This is a genomic window from Terribacillus saccharophilus, assembly GCF_002272075.1.
Lineage (GTDB): Bacteria > Bacillota > Bacilli > Bacillales > Amphibacillaceae > Terribacillus > Terribacillus saccharophilus_A.
Genome location: NZ_NPBJ01000027.1, coordinates 139,601 through 159,493 on the forward strand (window position 1 = coordinate 139,601; position 19,893 = coordinate 159,493).

The following is a 19,893-nucleotide window of genomic DNA, read 5'->3' on the forward strand; positions in this document are numbered from 1 at the left end:
CCTTTAGTGGAGGCAAAAATCTTTGGAAATACTGCTTCAGGAATATTTAGTTTATATCCACGCCCATCTGTCTTCTCGCCTGATCAAGTATATCCATTGTGATAATTGAATTTTCCCATGTATTGATCGATGACTGCTGTTTATTCGTTTGGATAAGCTGGATGAACTCAGCAATTTCGTAGTACATCGGGTCATATTCCTGCTGCCTGCTAATGTCTTCACTTGTTCCGTCAGGGTAATGTATTTCCGCTTTCTTTGGACTAGATATATGGTGAATTACAATCGTGCCTTTTTCGCCGATGATTTCAGTAGGAAGATAGGAGTTCGTAATGCAGGAGAACATGACACTCGCTTTGACTTCTTCATAGTCAAGGAGCATATGCCCTTGCCCGTCAACGTCTGATTCCAAAATGGTTCCAGTCGTTTGGATAGATGCTGGTCTGCCAAACAGTGCAACCAATGGAGCGATGGTGTAAACACCAAGATCCATTAAAGCTCCGCCAGATAAAGCGGGATTGAATAGGTTTGGCAGTGATCCGTTCTTCAAATCATCGTAGAAAGGAGAGTAACGGCAGCTTGAAGAAAAATAAGATCGCACAGGGCCAATTTTATGCAGATTTTCTTTAACTGTTAAGAAGTTCGGCATGAATGTAGATTTCATGGCCTCCATCAGAACAACGCCTTTTGTTTCTGCTTTTTCGATCATTTTTGATACTTCCATGCTGGTGGAGGCAAAAGGCTTTTCGCACAGCACATGCTTGCCGTTTTCCATGAATGATAATGCTTGCTCTGCATGTAAAGCGTTAGGGCTTGCAATATAGACGGCGTCTATTTCATCATGATTAGCCATCTCGTTGATATCAGTAAAGAAGAGTTGAAGCTGATGCTTCTTAGTAAATGCTTGACCTTTTTCATCTGACCGGGAATACACTGCTGTTACTTTGAAATCCTCATGTTGTCTACCAGCTGCAATGAATCTCTCGGTAATCCAATTTGTACCTACAACACCGAATCTAATCAACCTGCATCCACATCCTCTCAGGGGCAGTATACTATTTCTCTTATAAGATAATATTACTTCATATAAGCGTTAAATAGCAGAGATATGAATAAATTCAACCTTATCTTTGTATAGAATAACGTTCCAACAATGGAAATCGATATGCATAATGACATCATGTCTGAAGGAAAAGCAATGATTGGCGTCAATGAAGGAGAAGCGGTACCAAAACTTATTGATTACTACAAGAAGGGACTATTCCCATTAGACAGGCTTGTGAAGTTCTATAATTTCGACCAGATTAACGAAGCCCTTGCTGATTCAAAAGCTGTGGCGTTGCATGGAAGCCAGTTTTGAAAATCAGCTGAGAGATTATAGCTCGGTTTCCTCCTGGAAAAAGAAGTTTGCAAACGAAGAACGGACATCAGTATCACATGATGTCCGTTCTTTCATTCAATATAATGCTGGCTACTAATAATGCTTATTTATCTTTTAGGAGAAATACTGTACTGCCAAGATCGGTTGGCTTTTCTGTAATTCTATGATGATTTGCATATCCGACTAAGCTACTTATAACAATAGTACCTATCAGTACCAATGAAAAAATAACTTTCTTCAAACAAATCCCCCTCTTTTTAAGTAAGAGTTAACAGATAGTACTTCATTGCAAGGTCATGCTGATTGTTATCTGCATAGTATTGGGCTAATTCTTTCGAAAAAAGCCTGACATTATACATATCCTCTACACTTTGAAAATACTTTATCCCCTCCTGCCAGACAATTTCAAAATTCAGCCTGTCTTCATATTTTTTATGGAGCATGGCGAATTCCCACTTCTTTGTCATATTATTTTCTTCAATGCTGGCTTGAAATCCTTCTTTATAGGCTTCTATTGCTTTAGAAGGTTGATTCGTTTTCCAATAACAATCAGTTAATAAGTACAAGATCTTTAATTCAATTCGTTTTTGTTTTCCTTGCAACGCTGCATTAAGATAGGGAATTGCCATAGCCGGCAAACCACGCTTCACATAAAGCACGCCTAGATTAAGATTTGTAGAAGAGATAAAATTTTGATTTTCTTTTTTCTTGAAGATTGTTAACGCCTTGAGAAGAGATTTTTCAGCTGATTCGTAGTTGAGTTGATCTATGTAATTTAATCCCTGCAGCATTTGCGTTCGGGCAAGCAGGAATTCCAGTCTTTTAGAAGATTTGAATACTTTTGCAGCTCTTGCAGTGTGAAGAACAGACAGATTGGTAATGTCGAGAAAATAGTAGGTCATGGCTTTTCGAAGATGGAATTCACCTATACTTATAGGATCATCCAGCTGTTCGATGTAATTCTCAGCTTTCTCAAAATAATGAAGTGCTTTTTGGTAATTTCCTTCATCATAGAAAAGAATACCTTCTGCTAAGTACAAGAAATATCGGTGGGTTTCATGGAAGTAGTCTTGGTGTGCTTTTGCATTATCAAGCGATATAGCGCTATTCACAGCATCTTTTTGAATCAAATAATAGCGGCTCTCAAACAGGTAATATGTGATAAGCTTCTCGACATCGAACTCGCTGATTTGTTTTTTAAGCTCTTTATGGATAGTTGCAGCAGCACCTTTTTTATCAAGCTGAATACTGACAGACCAATTATCCATTAGAGCCGCAATATCGAGGTGATTCGGGAGATTGCGTCCCATAGTGAAAGGCTCCTTTTAGAATTATTAATAAATGCAATTCTACCATTTTTTGTCGAATATTGAATTGGGAGACTTGAAATTGGAAGGAATTACTATGCAAGATTAAAGTATTACATGTTCAGAAGACGAAATAAAGGTTATTTCAACAGCTATAATAACAGATTTCTACAATAGTAAGAAACAAGCAATTCTAATTTGAAGTAAAATTTAAAAATAAATAAGAAAAGCTCTCCTGCTTAGGAGAGTTAAAATCCAGTTGTGAATATTGTTGCCACGAAGAATAAGATACTTTCTTAGAAGTAGTTATGCGGCTTTTTCCTGCAGTATAAAATGCAGCACAATGAGAAATAAGCCGATTATCCCTGCGATGATGGGGAACCACAGAGAACCTGTATGGTAGTATCCTTGCATCACTTCTTCATCAAATAGCATTACATTATGCGGAAAAACCCTAGAGAACAAATCAACGAAAAAGAACATTACAATTGAAATGGCAATGAAAATAATTCCGGATATAAAGTACATAGATCCTCTCTCCCTTATAATTCCTCAAATATGCAGCCCTACAATGTAGGACCCCATTTATTATGAAGGTTGTCATAATTTATAAATAAGATTTAGTAAATCCGACATTTATTCCTTTAAGAAAATACTATATTTCTTTTATGTAAATATTAATCTCCATGACAGATAAACCAGTTTTTAGACAGGTTCTTATAAGAATCGGCGTCTTTCCAATAGGAGGCGTCGTTTTGTGTTAGCCTATTTAATCAAATCTTTACAAGAAACGTAATTAGAGAAAATCTATGTTTGTTACATTTATGTTGGGGTACAAAGAAGTGAAAATATTGCTATTTCATATTAATTATTTTAGAACATTACGTTTGACACTGATGCATAAATAAAAGCCCCAATGCCCTGCAGATCATAACTAGAAGGAAGCTATCTCTTTGTGAACGTGATAATAATCCATAGTGAAATGAATCATGGAAGTCTTATTCACTTACTTAAGGAGGAAAAAAGGTGAAGCAGCTTTTCTTGAAAGAGATTAACAGTAATTGGGTGAATCCTTATTATACAGTTTTTGGGAATGTGTGTGTAATTTTCTACCGGAATATTGGAAGCTGTCACAAGTAGGGAAGAGCTTGCCTCCATAAGCGTATTTAAAACAACGCAAGAAATTAGATAGTGATGGATATTCAAAGATTAAACTATCAGGCTATTACTCTAAGATGCGGGGTGTATTATGGTCAAAGATACGTTAGAGATGTTAAGTCATTTTATTTTTTACATTGGATTATTATTTACATTGGTATTTGTTTATAAAGTTGTCTACATAATTGTTGCCTTTAAGGCGAGAAGGAGCAAAGATTCAAACGAGAAAGAAGCTCCTCTTCGTAAATACGCTTTTTTAATTCCAGCTCGAAATGAAGAGCTTGTTATCGGACAGTTGATCGAAAGTATAAAAAACCAGAATTATCCTAAAGAGTTATATGATATCTTCGTCATTGCTGACAACTGTACGGATAATACAGCCCAGTTTGCCAGGGAAGCAGGAGCGATTGTCGCGGAACGCTTCAATGATAAGCTGGTTGGGAAGGGATATGCGCTTAAGCATATACTGAATATCATTGAAATGAACTATTCATCTAAGAATTACGATGGATACTTTGTTTTTGATGCTGATAATCTGCTTGATGAGAATTACATACATGAGATGAACAAAACATTTAATCAAGGATATAGAGTCATTACGAGTTATCGGAATTCCAAAAACTATGATCAGAATTGGATTACGTCTGGATATGCGCTTTGGTTTTTATATGAAGCAGAATTCCTTAATCGTCCAAGAATGTTTCTTAAAACAAGTTGTGCCGTTTCGGGCACAGGGTTTTTAGTCAATGCTAATGTTTTTAAAGAAAATGGCGGCTGGGTTCATCATCTTCTTACAGAAGATATCGAATTTACGGTGGCGCAGATCATAAAAGGTGAAAAGATTGGGTATTGCAGCAGCGCAGTATTTTATGACGAACAGCCGTCTACATTCAGTCAATCGTGGAAACAGCGGTTACGTTGGGCAAAGGGATTTTACCAGGTCTTCATTAAGTACGGTAAAGAGCTATCTTATGGGATGTTCCGTGGAAAAGGAAATAGATTTTCATGCTTTGATATGATGATGACGGTTCTGCCAGTAGTGATTGTTTCCATGCTCTGCCTTATCGGTAATATGTTGATTCTTTTACTTGTATCATTCGAAGGAAAAGGACTGTTCCAAACCTATCTTATAGGAGGAACTTTAGGGATTCTATGGATTTATGGCTTGCTATTTGCGCTTGGACTAATAACCACCATAATGGAATGGGATAAAATACGTTGTCCAAGCTGGAAGAAAATCCTTTATCTGTTCACTTTCCCACTCTTTTTGTTTACCTATCTGCCAATCTCCATCGTGGCTTTGTTCAAGAAAATAGAGTGGAAACCGATTCCTCATACGGTTGTGAAATCTCTCGACGATTTGCGTCAACGATCTTAAAATTTCACAGTAATCAAAAATCCCCCTCATTTTAAAGTGAGGGGGATTTAAATTTTTTATAATTTATTTAATTGCTTTGCTGACTTTTAACTTTTTCCCTTTAATAGTCGTATTCTCCATGGCTTGTAAAACTATTGAGCCCTTTCCATTCAGAATATCAACATACGACATTTGATCCTGGATGGTTATGATGCCGATATCTTCTGCTGTGACTCCAGGGATTTTTGCGAGCGTTCCAACAAAATCAACAGCGCGGATTTTCTTCTTTTTACCGCCGTTGAAATGGAGTTTCATAATATCTTGGTTGATTCGAGCTGTTTTATTATTTCTTACAATGCGTTTGCTGCTAAGTTTTTCTTCAAAAGCAGCTTTTCCACCTGCAACTTCCTGAGGACTAGGAGCTTCTGTAGTAGGTAACTCAAAGCCGATATATCTTTCAATTGCGTTAATGAATTTTCCTTCAAATGTGGTCGAAAACGTAATAGCTTTTCCTTTATTTCCGGCACGGCCAGTTCTACCGGTTCGGTGCACATAGGCCTCTTTTTCCATAGGAACGTCATAGTTGATAACAAGTTTCACATTATCTATATCGATACCTCTGGCTGCTACATCAGTGGCCACTAGATAGCGGAAGTTTCCCATTTTGAAACCTTCCATAACAGCAAAACGATCATCTTGTTCTAGTCCCCCATGGAGCCTCTCACAAGGATATCCAGCTTCATCCAGCTCACTATACACAGTATCCACGTGTTCTTTGGTTCGGCAGAAAATGAGGCAGCTGTCTGGATTTTCTACAACCGTGACATCTTTAAGAAGTGAAATCTTTTCTTCTTCTTTGGCTTCGATTAACAAATGTTCAATGGTGTCGGCAGTTACTCCAGTTGATTCAATTTCAATACGAGTAGGATCTTTCATATATTTAAGGCAAAGATCTTCAATATCTTTAGGGAAGGTAGCAGAGAAAACCATTGTTGTACGGTTTGAAGGCAGCTTTTTAATGATCGCTTCCACTTCATCGATGAAACCTTTATTCAGCATCTCATCAGCTTCATCAATGATAAGATATTTTATCTGTTCCAAATCTAGGGTTTCTCGTTCAATATGATCCATGACCCGTCCAGGCGTACCAACAACTACATGCGTTTTTTGTTGTAATTCATCTTTTTGCTTCTTAAAAGGTTCTTTTCCATAGACGGCTACTGCCTTAATACGTTTAAACCTTCCGATATTCGTAATATCTTCGCGGACTTGGACCGCAAGCTCCCTAGTTGGGGTAAGTATTAACGCCTGTGGTTTTTTTTCCTCCCACACAACCATTTCGGAAACAGGAATACCAAAGGAAGCAGTCTTTCCACTTCCTGTTTGAGCTTTTACGAGAAGATCTTGATTTTCCAATGCTAGTGGAATGACTTCCCTCTGAACTTCAGTTGGAGTTTTGTATTTTAACACAGTTAGTGCTCTTTTTATTTCTTCGCTTACATGATAGTCCGCAAAACTTACTTTACTCATTATTTAACCTCATTTTTTGTTTTTTCATTATGTGTATAGTATTTTTTACAACAAATATTATATGCATGATCTGAATAGGCTTCATTATACTTGAAAAGTGAGGAGCATATCGGGTTTTATTTTAGATTATAAAAAGAAATTAAGGCATGTGACCGGTACAATACCAGACAACATGCCTTAATAAGGTAACATATCTAACTTTGTGAGTTCTTTCGAGTACTGTTATTCCTATTTCTCTTCCTCTTCAGGTGCAGTATGCTCGTAGTAGTATTCAAGAGCGCTGTTGGCAATATTATAAGTTATTGGATACTGCTGTCCACTGCTGATGATACCGAGGTTTGGTACCATGATAGCGAATGCTATCTCAGGATTATCCGCATCGGCATAGCCGATCAGCGTCCAGTTCTCCAAATCCGTGCCATTTTTACTTGTTTGGGCAGTACCTGTCTTACCAGCAATATTATAGCTTTTAGCTTTATCGGTAAGATGTCGAGAAGCAGTACCGTTCGTTGTTTGGAAGACCATCTCAAAACCAGTCTTTACTCTTTCAATTTGTTCATCGGTTGCAGTTATTTTATTTAATATTTCCGGTGACTTCGTTTCCGCAAGCGGACCCAGTTTGTCCTTTTCGTTCGAAGGTTCATGAATTTCGCTTACGAAATGAGGTTTAATCCTGTAACCGCCATTTGCAATAGTAGAGACATACTGTGCTAATTGCATTGTGGTATAAGTGTCAAACTGTCCGATAGAGAAATCGAGAAGGTTACCCGCCTGACCGGTAGTTCCTACATAACCTACAGACTCCGAAGGTAAATCTACTCCTGTCTCTACACCTAATCCAACTTGATTATAATAATTACGCAATATTCGGAATGCATCTTGATCGAATGATACACTTTCTCCATTTTTCTGATTATATTCGCCGCCAATATGTAAAGCAACATTAAACATGTATACATTGGAGGACATTTGTAAAGCTTGTAAGTCATTTATCCAGCCCATATTTTTATAAGAGGATTTCTCAGGAGTATCTTTAATTATCATTGGTGTATCTAAGAATTGTGCCCCCATCGTTACAGCACCTTCTTGATATCCGGCAAGCAATGTTGCTCCCTTGACGGTGGAACCAACAGCATTTGCGCTAAAAACAGTGTTCATATCAGCAGATTCATACTCATTATTTTCCCGGTTATAGTGTTGTCCGCTGGCAGCATAAATTTCTCCTGTATTCGGGTTTAGCATGACTGCCATCGCATCTTCGAGATAACGGTTTGCACCAGGATGTCTGTTGATGGCACTCTTTAGTTCATCGCGTACAATCTTATCTAATTCTTTTTGGAAGTCCATATTGATAGACAATTGAAGGTCCTGACCGCGCTGTCCATCAGAAATAACTTCCTGTGAAACGATGTTATTGTTATTGTCCGTTACATAACGAACACGTTTTTTGTCACCTTTCAGGAGACTTTCGTATTCCTTCTCCAAACCGCTTGTACCGATACGGTCATTCAATTGATAGTTGTGGGATTTATAATAATCTTCTTCCCCTTCTGGGATACCGGTCTTAATACTGCCAAGAATACCTTGAAGGGAACCGTCATATGGATAATTACGTGTCCAATCGGTTGTAACATTGATACCGGACATTTCGCCCATGTTCTCTGCAATTGTCGCATATTCCTTTTCGGTTACGTCCTTGTTTTTAATCACATGCGGTACAAGCTCGGTTGCGCTATCCAGCTCACGCTTGATGGCAATAATTTGTTTCGCTTTCTCATCATTTTCAAGCTCTTTGTAATCATCCTCGGTGATACGTTTAAGTGTCGTGTCGTACACTTCTGTATCATCTAGTGATTCTTTTTCAGAAGCTGTTATTCGTTTATTCGCTTCTTCTGAATTTAATAGGAACCAATATTCCTTGTATTCACGTTCAGTAATTTTTTCTGTGGATTTATCTTCCATCTTGATAATATCGGCGAGTTTAGTCGCGATATCGAGCCGTTTATCAGCAGGATCTCCGTTCTTTGGCGGGGTGTATGTAATAGAATAAACTGGTTCATTTCCTACAATCACATTTCCACCACTGTCATAAATCATGCCGCGCGGAACAGAAATCTCAGCGATATCATTAGTTGTCTGTTCCAATACTGCCTGGTGCTCTTCGCCATTGATGATTTGCACAACTCCAAGCTGCAAAATCAAGGCAGAGAACAGCAGGAAAACAATCGCAAACAAAATATTGAGACGGAAAGGAAGCAACGCGCGCTTTTTCCTCCTTTTTTTGGTCATAATGTTCTTTGCCTCCAATTTTTCCATATTGATTCCATTATATCATTGACCTAGTATTGCTTCATCATAGTTCTGAGTTTTTTTTGCATAAACTAGTAATGCATGTATAATTATCACTAGTAAGAGAATTGGGGGAGATTAAATGGTTCAATCAATTAATACAAAAGTCGATTTAGTTATTAATGCAACCTCACATAAAATGTCGGAATATGGGAGAATCATGATCGGGGATAAAGGATTTGAATTCTACAATGATCGTGATGCGCGCAAGTTTATTCAAATTCCTTGGGAAGAGGTTGATCTTGTGATTGCTTCGGTCTTGTTGAAAGGGAAATGGATTCCGCGCTATGCAATCAAAACAAAACGCAATGGGACATATACATTTTCTTCTAAAGATCCAAAGCGAGTTTTCCGAGCAATCCGCGAATACGTTGATCCGAATCACATGGTCAGATCATTAGGTTTCTTTGATGTCATAAAACGCAGCTTAAAGAGTAAAGTTAAAAAGTAACAATATCTAAAATTGTTATCTGGTAAGAATGAACTAAATTTTTGAACTTATAGTCTTGTAAGGCGAAAAATGGTGTGCTACAATATTTTTGGAAGCTCACTAAAGAACTCAAGTGCTTTATTTTTTGACACATAATTAAAGCGCTTGCAAAATAGAATTAAATAGCCATCGCAATTATTTTTTACGTGTTACTGATTCGATCAGGCATGAGTAAAAAAGTATTGATTAAAACGAAGAAGGGTCCTTCTATACCTATGCCTTCCTTTAATCTGCTTTTTACTCATGCCTTTTTTAATGCCTAATATCGAAAATGTAACCATTTTAGATGAGCTGCCATTTTTCTGTAAGCTTTCACAATACTACTAATAGGAGGTAAAGAGATGGTAGGAATTATCATTGCCACGCACGGTGAATTTGCCACTGGTATCTTGCAATCCGGGACGATGATCTTCGGAAAGCAGGAAAATGTAGCAGCTGTTACATTGATGCCGAGCGAAGGACCTGCTGATGTAAAGTTAAAAATGGAAAAAGCAATCGCCTCTTTTGACAGCCAAGACGAAGTATTAATCTTAGTCGATCTTTGGGGCGGAACGCCTTTCAACCAAGCTAACAGCTTGATGGAAAGCCACAAGGACAAATGGGCAATCGTTGCTGGTTTGAACTTGGCCATGCTGATTGAAGCTTTTGCATCGCGCTTCTCCATGAATTCTGCGCATGAAATTGCGGCCCATATCCTAGGCACAGCAAAAGAAGCGGTTAAAGTGAATCCGGAAGAACTGGAACCAGCAGCTCCTGCTGCAGCTGCCAGCGGTCCATCCAATACCGGTGCTCCTGGTACATTTGACTACGTATTAGCACGCATCGATACACGTTTGCTTCACGGTCAGGTAGCGACTGCTTGGACGAAGAGCACAAATCCTACACGTATCATCGTTGTTTCCGATGAAGTCGCAAAAGATGATCTTCGGAAGAAATTGATTCAGCAGGCTGCTCCTTCAGGGGTAAAGGCACACGTTGTTCCGATCAATAAAATGATCGAACTGGCAAAGGACGACCAGCACTTTGGCGGCCAGCGTGCACTGCTTCTTTTTGAAAACCCGCAGGATGCACTTAGAGCAGTAGAAGGCGGCGTACCACTTGAGACAATCAACGTTGGTTCGATGGCACACTCACCTGGTAAAGTGCAGCCGAATAAGGTACTTGCCTTCAGCCAGGACGACATCGATACGTTCGCGAAGCTAAAAGAGCGCGGTCTCAAATTCGATGTACGCAAAGTGCCGAACGATTCAAAAGGCAATATGGACGACATTTTGAAAAGGGCACAAGCGGAGTTAAACAAACAAAGGTAATCCTGACTATCAGATAAAAAGGAGGATTAATAATTATGGATTTGACAATGATTCAAATCATTTTAGTTGTTATCGTGGCATTTTTAGCCGGTGTCGAAGGAATCTTAGATGAATTCCATTTTCACCAGCCAATCATTGCCTGTACGTTAATCGGCTTGGTTACAGGCGAAGTTGTACCATGTCTTATCTTGGGCGGAACCTTACAGCTGATCGCTCTAGGTTGGGCAAACATCGGGGCAGCCGTAGCACCGGATGCTGCGTTGGCATCTGTAGCATCTGCAATTATTTTAGTTTTAGGCGGGCAAGGTGAAGAAGGTGTTACTTCTGCAATCGCGATTGCTGTACCGCTTGCTGTAGCTGGTCTTCTACTTACAATCATTGTTCGTACGCTGGCAACAGGTATCGTGCATCTAATGGATGCGGCAGCGAAGGAAGGAAACTTCCGAAAGATTGATATGTGGCATATTATCGCCATCATCATGCAAGGTCTGCGTATTGCAATCCCGGCTGCATTGATTGTAGCGATTGGCGCAGCTCCGGTTAGAGACTTGCTTACAGCTATGCCAGCTTGGCTGACAGACGGTTTGGCAGTCGGCGGGGGAATGGTAGTAGCGGTTGGTTATGCAATGGTTATCAACATGATGGCTACAAGAGAAGTATGGCCATTCTTCGCAATTGGTTTCGTCTTGGCGACTATCCCATCCATTACACTTCTAGGACTTGGCGGTATCGGTGTAGCGCTTGCACTTATCTATTTGGCACTTACTAAACAAGGCGGTTCAGGTGGTGGCGGAAACGGAAACACTGGTGATCCGTTAGGCAAAATCATCGATGACTATTAAAAAGGAGGAGGAGAAAAAATGGCTGAACAATTGAAGTTAACCAAAAAAGATCGTGTTTCTATTTGGTGGCGCTCCACTTTCATTCAAGGCTCTTGGAACTATGAGCGTATGCAAAACGGCGGCTGGGCATTTTCCATGATTCCCGCAATCAAAAGATTATATAAAACAAAAGAAGATCGTGCAGCTGCATTGCAGCGTCACTTGGAGTTTTTCAATACACACCCATATGTAGCTTCACCGATTATCGGTGTAACTCTAGCGCTTGAAGAAGAACGTGCTAATGGTGCGCCTGTTGATGACAAGGCCATTCAAGGGGTTAAAGTCGGTATGATGGGACCTCTAGCCGGTATCGGGGATCCAACCTTCTGGTTCACGGTTAAACCGATCCTTGGTGCATTGGCAGCTTCTCTTGCTTTGACAGGTAACATACTAGGCCCAATTCTTTACTTTGTTCTTTGGAACCTAATTCGTATGGGATTCACATGGTATACGCAGGAACTTGGTTACAAAGCTGGTTCCAAGATTACCGAAGACTTATCTGGCGGACTGCTGCAGGATATCACCAAAGGCGCCTCGATACTCGGGATGTTCATACTCGGGGCACTGGTAAACCGATGGGTATCCGTCGCCTTTACGCCGACTGTATCGGAAGTTCAGCTCGACGAAGGTGCTTATATCGACTGGGATGAATTGCCGGGAGGCACCGAAGGCATGAGGACGGCCTTGGAACAGCAAGCCGCCGGCCGATCATTAAGCGACACTAGTGTAACAACTTTACAAGATAACTTGGACAGCTTGATTCCAGGTTTGGCTGGACTATTGATCACATTGCTTTGCATGTGGCTGCTTAGAAAGAAAGTTTCTCCGATTGTGATGATCCTTGGATTGTTCGTAATCGGTATTGGCTTCCATGCTATCGGCTTGATGTAATAAGTAATTCTATATGTAATAGAGAAGTACCTCCTGGTATGATGAACTTATCCATCCTAGGAGGTACTTTTTCATACAGCAATATGGAAGAAGTTATAGAAATCTCATCACTTAGGATAAAGCAATAAATGAAGGTACATATAAATCTTAGGAGGCTGCTTATGCTTACGATCGGTTATATCGGAAATGGAAAAAGCACGAACAGATATCATCTGCCATTCGTTCTGCAAAGAGAGAATATAAAGGTAAAAACAATTTATCGAAGAAATCCTAACCACGATAATTGGGATAAGCTTGCAGGAGTAACCTACACTTCAGATTTAGATGAATTACTGAATGACAAAGATATTCAGCTCATCGTAATTTGTACAAAACATGACAGCCATTACGAATACGCAAAACTTGTATTGGAACATAACAAACACTGTTTGGTTGAAAAGCCATTTATGGAAACTTCAGAACAGGCAAAAGAGATTTTTGCATTGGCAAAAGAGAAGGGATTACTTGTACAGGCGTATCAAAACAGACGTTTTGACAGTGACTTCTTAACTGTTCAAAAGGTTATCGAAGAGGGGAAAATAGGGGACTTGCTGGAAGTGGAAATGCATTACGACTATTATCGTCCCGAAGTACCCGAAGCTGCTGATTCCTTTGATCCTGCTGCGTCTTATTTATACGGACACGGCTGCCATACACTAGATCAGGTTATCAGTTATTTTGGCAAGCCAGACCATATCCATTATGATGTGAGGCAGTTATTGGGACAAGGAAGAATGAATGATTATTTTGATTTGGATCTTTATTACGGGACGTTAAAAGTATCCGTAAAATCCAGTTACTTCAGACTGAAAGAAAGACCTAGCTTCGTCGTTTATGGTAAAAAGGGAAGCTTTGTGAAGGAAACGAAAGATCGTCAGGAAGAACATTTAAAGCAATTTTATATGCCTGAAAACAAGGATTTTGGAATCGACACACTAGATCATTATGGTGTACTGACATATGTGGATGAAGATGGTACCATCCGCGAAGAAAAAGTGAAATCGGTAAATGGAGATTATGGAAGAGTATATGATGACATTTATGAAGCTGTCATTAATGGTAAAGAGAAAACCATTACGGATGAACAAACTGTGCTGCAGATGGAAATGTTGGAGACTGGGGTTAAGAACTTAAAGTAAAATGAAGTACGAATAATATGGGGGAGAGGAGTTAGCGCCAGCTAACTCCTCTTTACTATGTGTTGGTCGACTCCCGTATATCCTTTAAGAATCTTTTCCTCATAAAAGCAGATAATAACTCCATACATCACATTGAGGAGAAGATTATGCAAAAAAAAGGGAAAGGTTTGTCTGCTTCACAGTTAACAATGATGGCGTTGGGGAGTGTAATAGGAGGTTCATTCTTCCTTGGTTCATCAGTAGCAATCCGAGCAGCGGGACCTTCTATTATAATTGCTTATATTTTGGCAGGGGTGCTGGTCTACTTCATCTTGTATGCTTTGTCAGAGATGACGGTGGCCAATCCTTCCATGGGATCATTCAGCACCTTTGCTGCCCAGAACCTTGGGCAAGGAGCAGGATTTGTAGTTGGCTGGCTTTATTGGACGGGCACCATATTGTCTATGTCCAGTGAAGCTACTGCAATCAGTATTTTGTTCAGGCAGTGGTTTCCCAATGTCTCCATTGCGTTGTTAGGGAGCTCGGTTATTATTGGCGTGACGCTTATTAATTTATTGGGCGCTGATAAACTAGGCAAGCTGGAGAGTGCGCTTTCTGGTGTGAAAATATTTGCCATCATCTTCTTTATCGTTACAGCAATTGTATTGATCTTTGGATGGCTTCCAGGATCAGCACCGGTTGGAGCAGGGGCGCTGACGGATGAACCGCTGATGGCGGGAGGTCTTCGTGGTCTTGCCGGAAGTATGCTGCTAATCGTTTTTGCATATGCAGGTTTTGAAATTATCGGACTTGCTGCCTCTGAAGCGGAGAATCCACGTGAAACAATTCCAAAAGCAATTCGTTATACAGTTTTTTCGCTGGTTGGTTTATATGTTCTTTATGCTGCTGTATTGCTGCCGCTTATTCCAACTGCATCACTTAATGAAAACACCAGTCCGATGGTCGCTTCCCTTAATCGCTGGGGCATTGGCTGGGCAGGGACTGCTATTAACATCGTCCTTATTTCAGCTATTCTTTCGGCGATGCTGGCAGCAATCTTTGGACTTGGCAGAATGATTCGATCCCTTACCGACGAGAGACATGCACCGAGCTGGTTAAGAGATAAGGGAGATGTCCCTTACCGCGGGATTCTGTTTTCCGGACTTGCTATGTTGCTCGGGCTGGGGTTTGGTCTTTTGTTTCCAAGAGCGTATTTAGTTTTAATCAGTACCGGAGGTTTTGCGTTAATATTCACTTACGCCGTCATCATGGCAAGTCATATCCGCCACCGTAAAAAGCACGGCTGTCCACCGAATGGTATTTGCCAAATGCCGGGGTTTCCCTATAATTCCTGGATAGCTCTAATAAGCATGATTATCGTCTTGCTCTGTATGCCTTTTGTTCCAGGGCAGGAAACAGGCTTGATTTCAGGGATTGTCATGGTTGTATTTTATACGCTTGTCTATTTGGCTGTAAGATCACGTAATCGAAGGAAAGCAGGTTTTGGTCCGCCTTTGCAAAACTTGGTCACGGAATTTTCCGAAGAACTGACTGAGGATGCAGAGGGAAAAGAGAAAGAATGAGATCAAAGAAACCGCCGTATCCCAAAAGGATGCGGTTTTTGTTTCTTGAGACTGATATGCGATACCTAAATCTAGCGATACAAGAAAACGTTTAGATTCTCATTCTTATCAGTTGTAGCAAGTAGCACGTTTTTTACTTCTGTTTGGTACGCACTATTTAAATAAGACACAACCCACGCTTCATCCTTTGTGGTTTCTGCCAGTTCTTCATAAATAATTTTCCCATCTTTTATAATTGTTCTCGGCAGATAAAAAGGCTGCATGTTTATCTGCATCGTCTCTGGTGTGACAGGTTCATATTTAGGATCCAAAAAGAAAGATATTCTTCCTTCCGCTTCCCAAAGCGCTAAAGCCACTTTTTTTACATCCACTACTTTTCCTTTTCGTAATTCTTCTAATAGAACGTCAATCGATATTCTGGCATGGCGCAAGCCTTTATAGAGAATTTCGCCATCCCGGACAACTGGGATAGGCTTATGATTGATTAACTTTCGAAACCAAGGCCATTTCAGAATAAGGAAGATTCCTGCAAGGTATAGGAGCACCAATACAATAGTTGTAATGAGGGAGCCTTTCAGACCGAGTTCTTCGTCAGATAAAGGATGGGCAATAATATTCCCAATGACTAAAGCAATAACAAAATCAAGAAGCCTTAGCTGTGAAATAGAGCGCTGTCCCAGCACTTTAGCGACTATCAATAAGAAGGCAAAAGCAACAACTGCTCGAAGAACCCATTCAATAGAAGTAAGTGTTTGCTGGCTATGAAAAAAATCCAAATAAGGCACATCCTTTGTATAAGTGGACTATCTAGGTAGTAATTTGTTTTCAATCGTTATTACTATTATTTCCCAAACAAACTTTTGGTATCCTTTAAAGGGTACATAATCGCAACTATTCTATACACTATTTATTAACTGAAGAAATCATAGCTATACCATGATATACAAGGTCTGCAAAGAGGTTTTTTTACTAGCGTACTTCACGCCATAGTAGCCTTAACGCAATTCTTAATTTGATTTCCTAAATCAAGAAACCTACTAGTGAAAACTATCAATTCAGCTGACTTTTTAAGGATATTATTCCCAATATATCATTTTACAAATAGTGGTAAAGTGGTTGTATAATAAATAGTAAGGGAGGTTTGTATATGGAGCGTCTTGATGTAGCAGGTCATCTGGATAATTGGTCAGTGAGTATTCGACTCAACAAAATAGAAGCTGCACGCAGCATTTACGAAGAGTTGAGTAAACACAGGATCGATTATGATTCAGAAACATTTATCACATTTTCATTAATGGAAAGCCGTTACCATTCTATGCTTGAAGATTTTCAGGAAAGTAAGCATTCGTTAGCGAAAGCCCGAGAGCACGAAGAGAATTTCACAGAGCTACATAAATACCAGCTTTTCTTTGCTGAAGGGATCATCCACTATTATGAAGAGCAGTTTCAAGATGCACTAGTTAGTTTGGAGCAAGCCGAAAAATATATTACCCCCTCCATGGAACCAGCAGTAGTAGGAGAATTTCATCTTATTAAGGCGATGGTCTATTATTTCCTCGATATTACAACTCTATCTGCTGTACATGCAGCAACGGCAGTAGAAAAGCTAAAGTCAATTGAAGCATTTAATTTCCTGCTGGCTCGATCAGAATTAATCCAAGGCATGAACTACTTGGATTTGTCTGATTTCGAAATGGCGGAAGAATACCTGCACAAAGCATTATCAACTTGTAAAAGAATTGAAAATCAAAGTCTTTTAGCTTCCACAAACCTGAATCTAGGACTCTTGTATGTCACACGTGAACTGCCCGCAACTGCTATTCGCTATCTGGAAGATGCATTAGCGGGAAAACAAGAGCGTATCGAATTGAAAGTTTTATATCTGTTAGCCGACTCTTATTGGAAAACCAATCAAACCACGAAGGCTATGCACGCATATAAAAATGGATTTGATAAGAGTATTGATAGTGATAATACTAATATGAAATGGGAATTTGCCATGCTGCACAAGAAATATGAGGATAGAATTAATTTCGAGAGTGTTTGGCAAGAAGGTATAGAATATTTTCGAAAAATTAACGATTTATTCAATGTTAGGCACTATTCAAGGGAACTAGCTCAGTACTATACTGATAGTAAGCAATATGAGCTTGCGACGAAGTACTATATCTTGACTCTAAAATAAGGAGACGATTTCATGAAAAAAGTTGTATTTTCAGTAATACTAATTGGGACAATCGTTATCAGTGGTTTAGTCGGGTATGGTAATCAAGAGGGCTTAGCAAGTAAAAAAGGTGATTTTGGCAGCGTTATATCTTCTTTGAATTTACTAGATAAATAATGGACAAACCTTCCTTTGAGGAAGGTTTGTTTTTTTTCAGATTCTCTCTTCAAATACACAAACGACACCTTCCTAGAAACTAATTAACATGCTTTTATCAAGAAGTAATCTCTCTTGATGATTTTTAGCTAGATAAAAAAATGTTGACGCTTACATTTTTGTGTTTTATACTGAAGTCAGTTAAATAAAACCATTAGACATGTGACTGGTAATGCAGGCAGGATCTAATACGGCAAGTTTTCTTCATTTGCCGTATTGGGTCCTTTTTTGTTTTCTTTCTACCCGTCGCATCGAGGAAGAGAGGGTTGGGAATGGATTACAAACAAGTCGCAACAGACGTTTTGCAGCATATTGGGGGCAAGGAGAATATCGCGCATCTTGGACACTGCTCGACGCGTCTGCGTTTCTCACTCGTCGATAACAAGAAGGTCGATATCAAAGCGCTGGAAAGTACGCCAGGTGTCATCGCTGTCCGCATGACAGCACAATGCCAGGTTGTTATCGGGAATGATGTTGTCGAGGTGTATGAGGAGCTGCAGAAGCTTGTTGGAGACGTTGGCGGGGAAGAAGCAGCTGATCAGCCGAAAGAGAAGAAAAAGATCGGCGCAACGATTCTTGATTTCATTGTTGGTGTGTTCCAGCCGCTAGTACCAGCTATCGCCGGCGGCGGTATCCTGAAGTCACTATTACTTTTGCTTGCCTTGATGGGAGTCCTGGAAACAGAAAGCCAGACATATCAGATCTTGAACATGGTCGGGGATGCGCCATTGTACTTCCTGCCATTGCTAGTAGCCGTCACAACGGCTAACAAACTGAAAGTTAATCCTCTTGTAGCGTTATCAGCAGTTGGTGCCCTTATTTTACCGAACATGACAACGATGCTAACAGAAGGTGCACAGCTGTTTTCATTCAATCTGCAAAATATCGCGTATGCATATCAAGTATTCCCGGCAATTCTTACAGTCTTGTTCTACGCACAGATGGAAAAGCTGTTCACGCGCTTCTCACCGAAGCCGATTCGGATATTCTTCGTACCGATGATGTCACTAGTGATTACAGTGCCGATTGCGTTACTATTGCTCGGTCCTGCTGGTTTCACTTTTGGTCAAGGCTTCGCAGCTGTCATTCTATGGGTGTATGAATATGTTGGCTGGCTGGCAGTTGCGTTACTAGCCTGTGTGCTGCCATTCATGGTTGCAATGGGAATGCACAAAGCGTTGCTGCCATACGCACTGACAACTTTGAGTGGTACTGGCCGTGAAGCACTTTATATGCCAGCTTCTCTTGCACATAACATCGCAGAAAGCGGCGCCTGCTTTGCCATCGCATTGCGCACGAAAGATAAACGACTTCGTACAACTGCAATATCTGCCGGTATCTCTGCATTCTTTGGAATTACAGAACCTGCACTATACGGTGTTACATTACAAAACAAAAAGGTGCTCGCGAGTGTTATGATAGGGGCATTCGTAGGCGGTACATTTGTCGGTATTGTTGGTTTGCAGGCATTCGTTATCGTTGGTCCAGGGCTTGCCAGCATGAGTATGTTCCTGTCCGAGGATCTGCCACGTAACATGCTGTATGCAGCAGTTGGATTTGTCCTGTCGTTCGTAGTCGCTTTCGTTGCTGCGTTCATCCTTGGTAAAGACAAAGAACAAGTGCAGCCAGAGGAAGAGAAATTTTCTGAGAAAATCGGAAGAGGTGAAACTTTCACCAGTCCAGTAGCCGGAAAAATGATACCGCTATCACAAGTGCAGGATGAAGTTTTCTCTTCCAAAGCAATGGGAGATGGAATCGCAGTTGTCCCATCTAAAGGAGAGCTATACGCACCGGTAGACGGCGAAATCTCGATGATTTTTGAAACAAACCATGCACTCGGCATGAAAACAGAGACTGGAGCAGAAATATTGTTCCACGTGGGACTAAATACAGTTCAGCTTGGCGGCGAGCACTTCACTCCACAGGTCAAAGTTGGAGATCAAGTAAAAGAAGGCGATGTGCTGCTCACATTTGATCTTGAGAAAATCAAAGCTTCTGGCTTTGATCCAGTCACACTCGCAATCATCACGAATACCGACAAATATGATGTTCAAATCAATAAACAAGAAAACGTTACCCGTCAGGATAAGCTGATGGTTATTACCCAACTAGGAGGCTGAAA

18 protein-coding genes are annotated in these 19,893 nt (G+C 40.2%); 11 read left to right on the forward strand and 7 right to left on the reverse strand.

The window, feature by feature from the left end; all coding sequences use genetic code 11:
* Positions 1-46: 46 nt before the first annotated feature.
* Positions 47-1,021, reverse strand: coding sequence for a Gfo/Idh/MocA family protein (locus CHH48_RS14480; RefSeq protein ID WP_095219862.1), 975 nt, complete (start codon positions 1,019-1,021; stop codon positions 47-49).
* 129 nt (positions 1,022-1,150) lie between these two features.
* On the opposite strand from CHH48_RS14480, the gene CHH48_RS14485 reads away from it, so the two are divergent.
* Positions 1,151-1,357: a hypothetical protein gene (locus CHH48_RS14485; protein WP_217903027.1), complete on the forward strand. Its 207-nt coding sequence runs from the start codon at positions 1,151-1,153 to the stop codon at positions 1,355-1,357.
* Between the two features lie 124 nt (positions 1,358-1,481).
* Here the strand turns inward: CHH48_RS14485 and CHH48_RS19610 are convergent, their stop codons facing one another.
* The 3 genes from CHH48_RS19610 to CHH48_RS14495 form a co-directional block, all read right to left on the reverse strand.
* Positions 1,482-1,619 (reverse strand): hypothetical protein, encoded by a 138-nt coding sequence (locus tag CHH48_RS19610; RefSeq protein ID WP_176466457.1) that lies wholly within the window; start codon positions 1,617-1,619, stop codon positions 1,482-1,484.
* 16 nt (positions 1,620-1,635) lie between these two features.
* Complete coding sequence (locus CHH48_RS14490; protein ID WP_095219863.1) at positions 1,636-2,688, reverse strand: tetratricopeptide repeat protein; 1,053 nt, start codon at positions 2,686-2,688, stop codon at positions 1,636-1,638.
* 303 nt (positions 2,689-2,991) lie between these two features.
* Positions 2,992-3,213: a hypothetical protein gene (locus tag CHH48_RS14495; protein ID WP_095219864.1), complete on the reverse strand. Its 222-nt coding sequence runs from the start codon at positions 3,211-3,213 to the stop codon at positions 2,992-2,994.
* 721 nt (positions 3,214-3,934) lie between these two features.
* On the opposite strand from CHH48_RS14495, the gene CHH48_RS14500 reads away from it, so the two are divergent.
* The gene (locus CHH48_RS14500; protein ID WP_176466458.1) at positions 3,935-5,221 is read left to right on the forward strand and encodes a glycosyltransferase family 2 protein; all 1,287 of its coding nucleotides are present in this window, start codon (positions 3,935-3,937) and stop codon (positions 5,219-5,221) included.
* Between the two features lie 63 nt (positions 5,222-5,284).
* On the opposite strand, the gene CHH48_RS14505 is transcribed toward CHH48_RS14500, so the two are convergent.
* Together CHH48_RS14505 and CHH48_RS14510 are read right to left on the reverse strand one after the other, a co-directional pair.
* The gene (locus tag CHH48_RS14505) at positions 5,285-6,730 is read right to left on the reverse strand and encodes a DEAD/DEAH box helicase (protein WP_095219865.1); all 1,446 of its coding nucleotides are present in this window, start codon (positions 6,728-6,730) and stop codon (positions 5,285-5,287) included.
* 228 nt (positions 6,731-6,958) lie between these two features.
* Positions 6,959-9,019, reverse strand: a complete 2,061-nt coding sequence (locus tag CHH48_RS14510; RefSeq protein ID WP_245840390.1) for a peptidoglycan D,D-transpeptidase FtsI family protein — start codon at positions 9,017-9,019, stop codon at positions 6,959-6,961.
* Between the two features lie 142 nt (positions 9,020-9,161).
* Here CHH48_RS14510 and CHH48_RS14515 point away from each other — a divergent pair, with 142 nt between their 5' ends.
* The 6 genes from CHH48_RS14515 (at position 9,162) to CHH48_RS14540 (ending at position 15,391) form a co-directional block, all read left to right on the forward strand.
* Positions 9,162-9,530: a DUF956 family protein gene (locus tag CHH48_RS14515; protein ID WP_095219867.1), complete on the forward strand. Its 369-nt coding sequence runs from the start codon at positions 9,162-9,164 to the stop codon at positions 9,528-9,530.
* A gap of 380 nt (positions 9,531-9,910) precedes the next feature.
* Positions 9,911-10,879 (forward strand): mannose/fructose/sorbose PTS transporter subunit IIA, encoded by a 969-nt coding sequence (locus CHH48_RS14520; RefSeq protein WP_095219868.1) that lies wholly within the window; start codon positions 9,911-9,913, stop codon positions 10,877-10,879.
* A 41-nt stretch (positions 10,880-10,920) separates the two neighbouring features.
* Positions 10,921-11,721: a PTS mannose/fructose/sorbose transporter subunit IIC gene (locus tag CHH48_RS14525; protein WP_245840394.1), complete on the forward strand. Its 801-nt coding sequence runs from the start codon at positions 10,921-10,923 to the stop codon at positions 11,719-11,721.
* Positions 11,722-11,739: 18 nt separating this feature from the next.
* On the forward strand, positions 11,740-12,651 hold the full coding sequence (locus CHH48_RS14530) for a PTS system mannose/fructose/sorbose family transporter subunit IID (RefSeq protein ID WP_095219870.1): 912 nt from the start codon (positions 11,740-11,742) through the stop codon (positions 12,649-12,651).
* A gap of 161 nt (positions 12,652-12,812) precedes the next feature.
* Positions 12,813-13,829 carry an oxidoreductase gene (locus CHH48_RS14535; RefSeq protein WP_095219871.1) on the forward strand — a complete coding sequence of 339 codons (1,017 nt, stop codon included), beginning with the start codon at positions 12,813-12,815 and terminating at the stop codon, positions 13,827-13,829.
* A 146-nt stretch (positions 13,830-13,975) separates the two neighbouring features.
* Positions 13,976-15,391 carry an amino acid permease gene (locus tag CHH48_RS14540; protein ID WP_095219872.1) on the forward strand — a complete coding sequence of 472 codons (1,416 nt, stop codon included), beginning with the start codon at positions 13,976-13,978 and terminating at the stop codon, positions 15,389-15,391.
* A 71-nt stretch (positions 15,392-15,462) separates the two neighbouring features.
* On the opposite strand, the gene CHH48_RS14545 is transcribed toward CHH48_RS14540, so the two are convergent.
* Positions 15,463-16,167, reverse strand: a complete 705-nt coding sequence (locus tag CHH48_RS14545; RefSeq protein WP_095219873.1) for a DUF421 domain-containing protein — start codon at positions 16,165-16,167, stop codon at positions 15,463-15,465.
* A gap of 371 nt (positions 16,168-16,538) precedes the next feature.
* Here CHH48_RS14545 and CHH48_RS14550 point away from each other — a divergent pair, with 371 nt between their 5' ends.
* The 3 genes from CHH48_RS14550 (at position 16,539) to CHH48_RS14555 (ending at position 19,891) form a co-directional block, all read left to right on the forward strand.
* Positions 16,539-17,576: a tetratricopeptide repeat protein gene (locus tag CHH48_RS14550; RefSeq protein ID WP_095219874.1), complete on the forward strand. Its 1,038-nt coding sequence runs from the start codon at positions 16,539-16,541 to the stop codon at positions 17,574-17,576.
* A gap of 12 nt (positions 17,577-17,588) precedes the next feature.
* Positions 17,589-17,732 (forward strand): hypothetical protein, encoded by a 144-nt coding sequence (locus tag CHH48_RS19615; RefSeq protein ID WP_175073889.1) that lies wholly within the window; start codon positions 17,589-17,591, stop codon positions 17,730-17,732.
* 311 nt (positions 17,733-18,043) lie between these two features.
* Positions 18,044-19,891, forward strand: a complete 1,848-nt coding sequence (locus tag CHH48_RS14555; RefSeq protein ID WP_095219912.1) for a beta-glucoside-specific PTS transporter subunit IIABC — start codon at positions 18,044-18,046, stop codon at positions 19,889-19,891.
* Positions 19,892-19,893 lie beyond the last annotated feature (2 nt).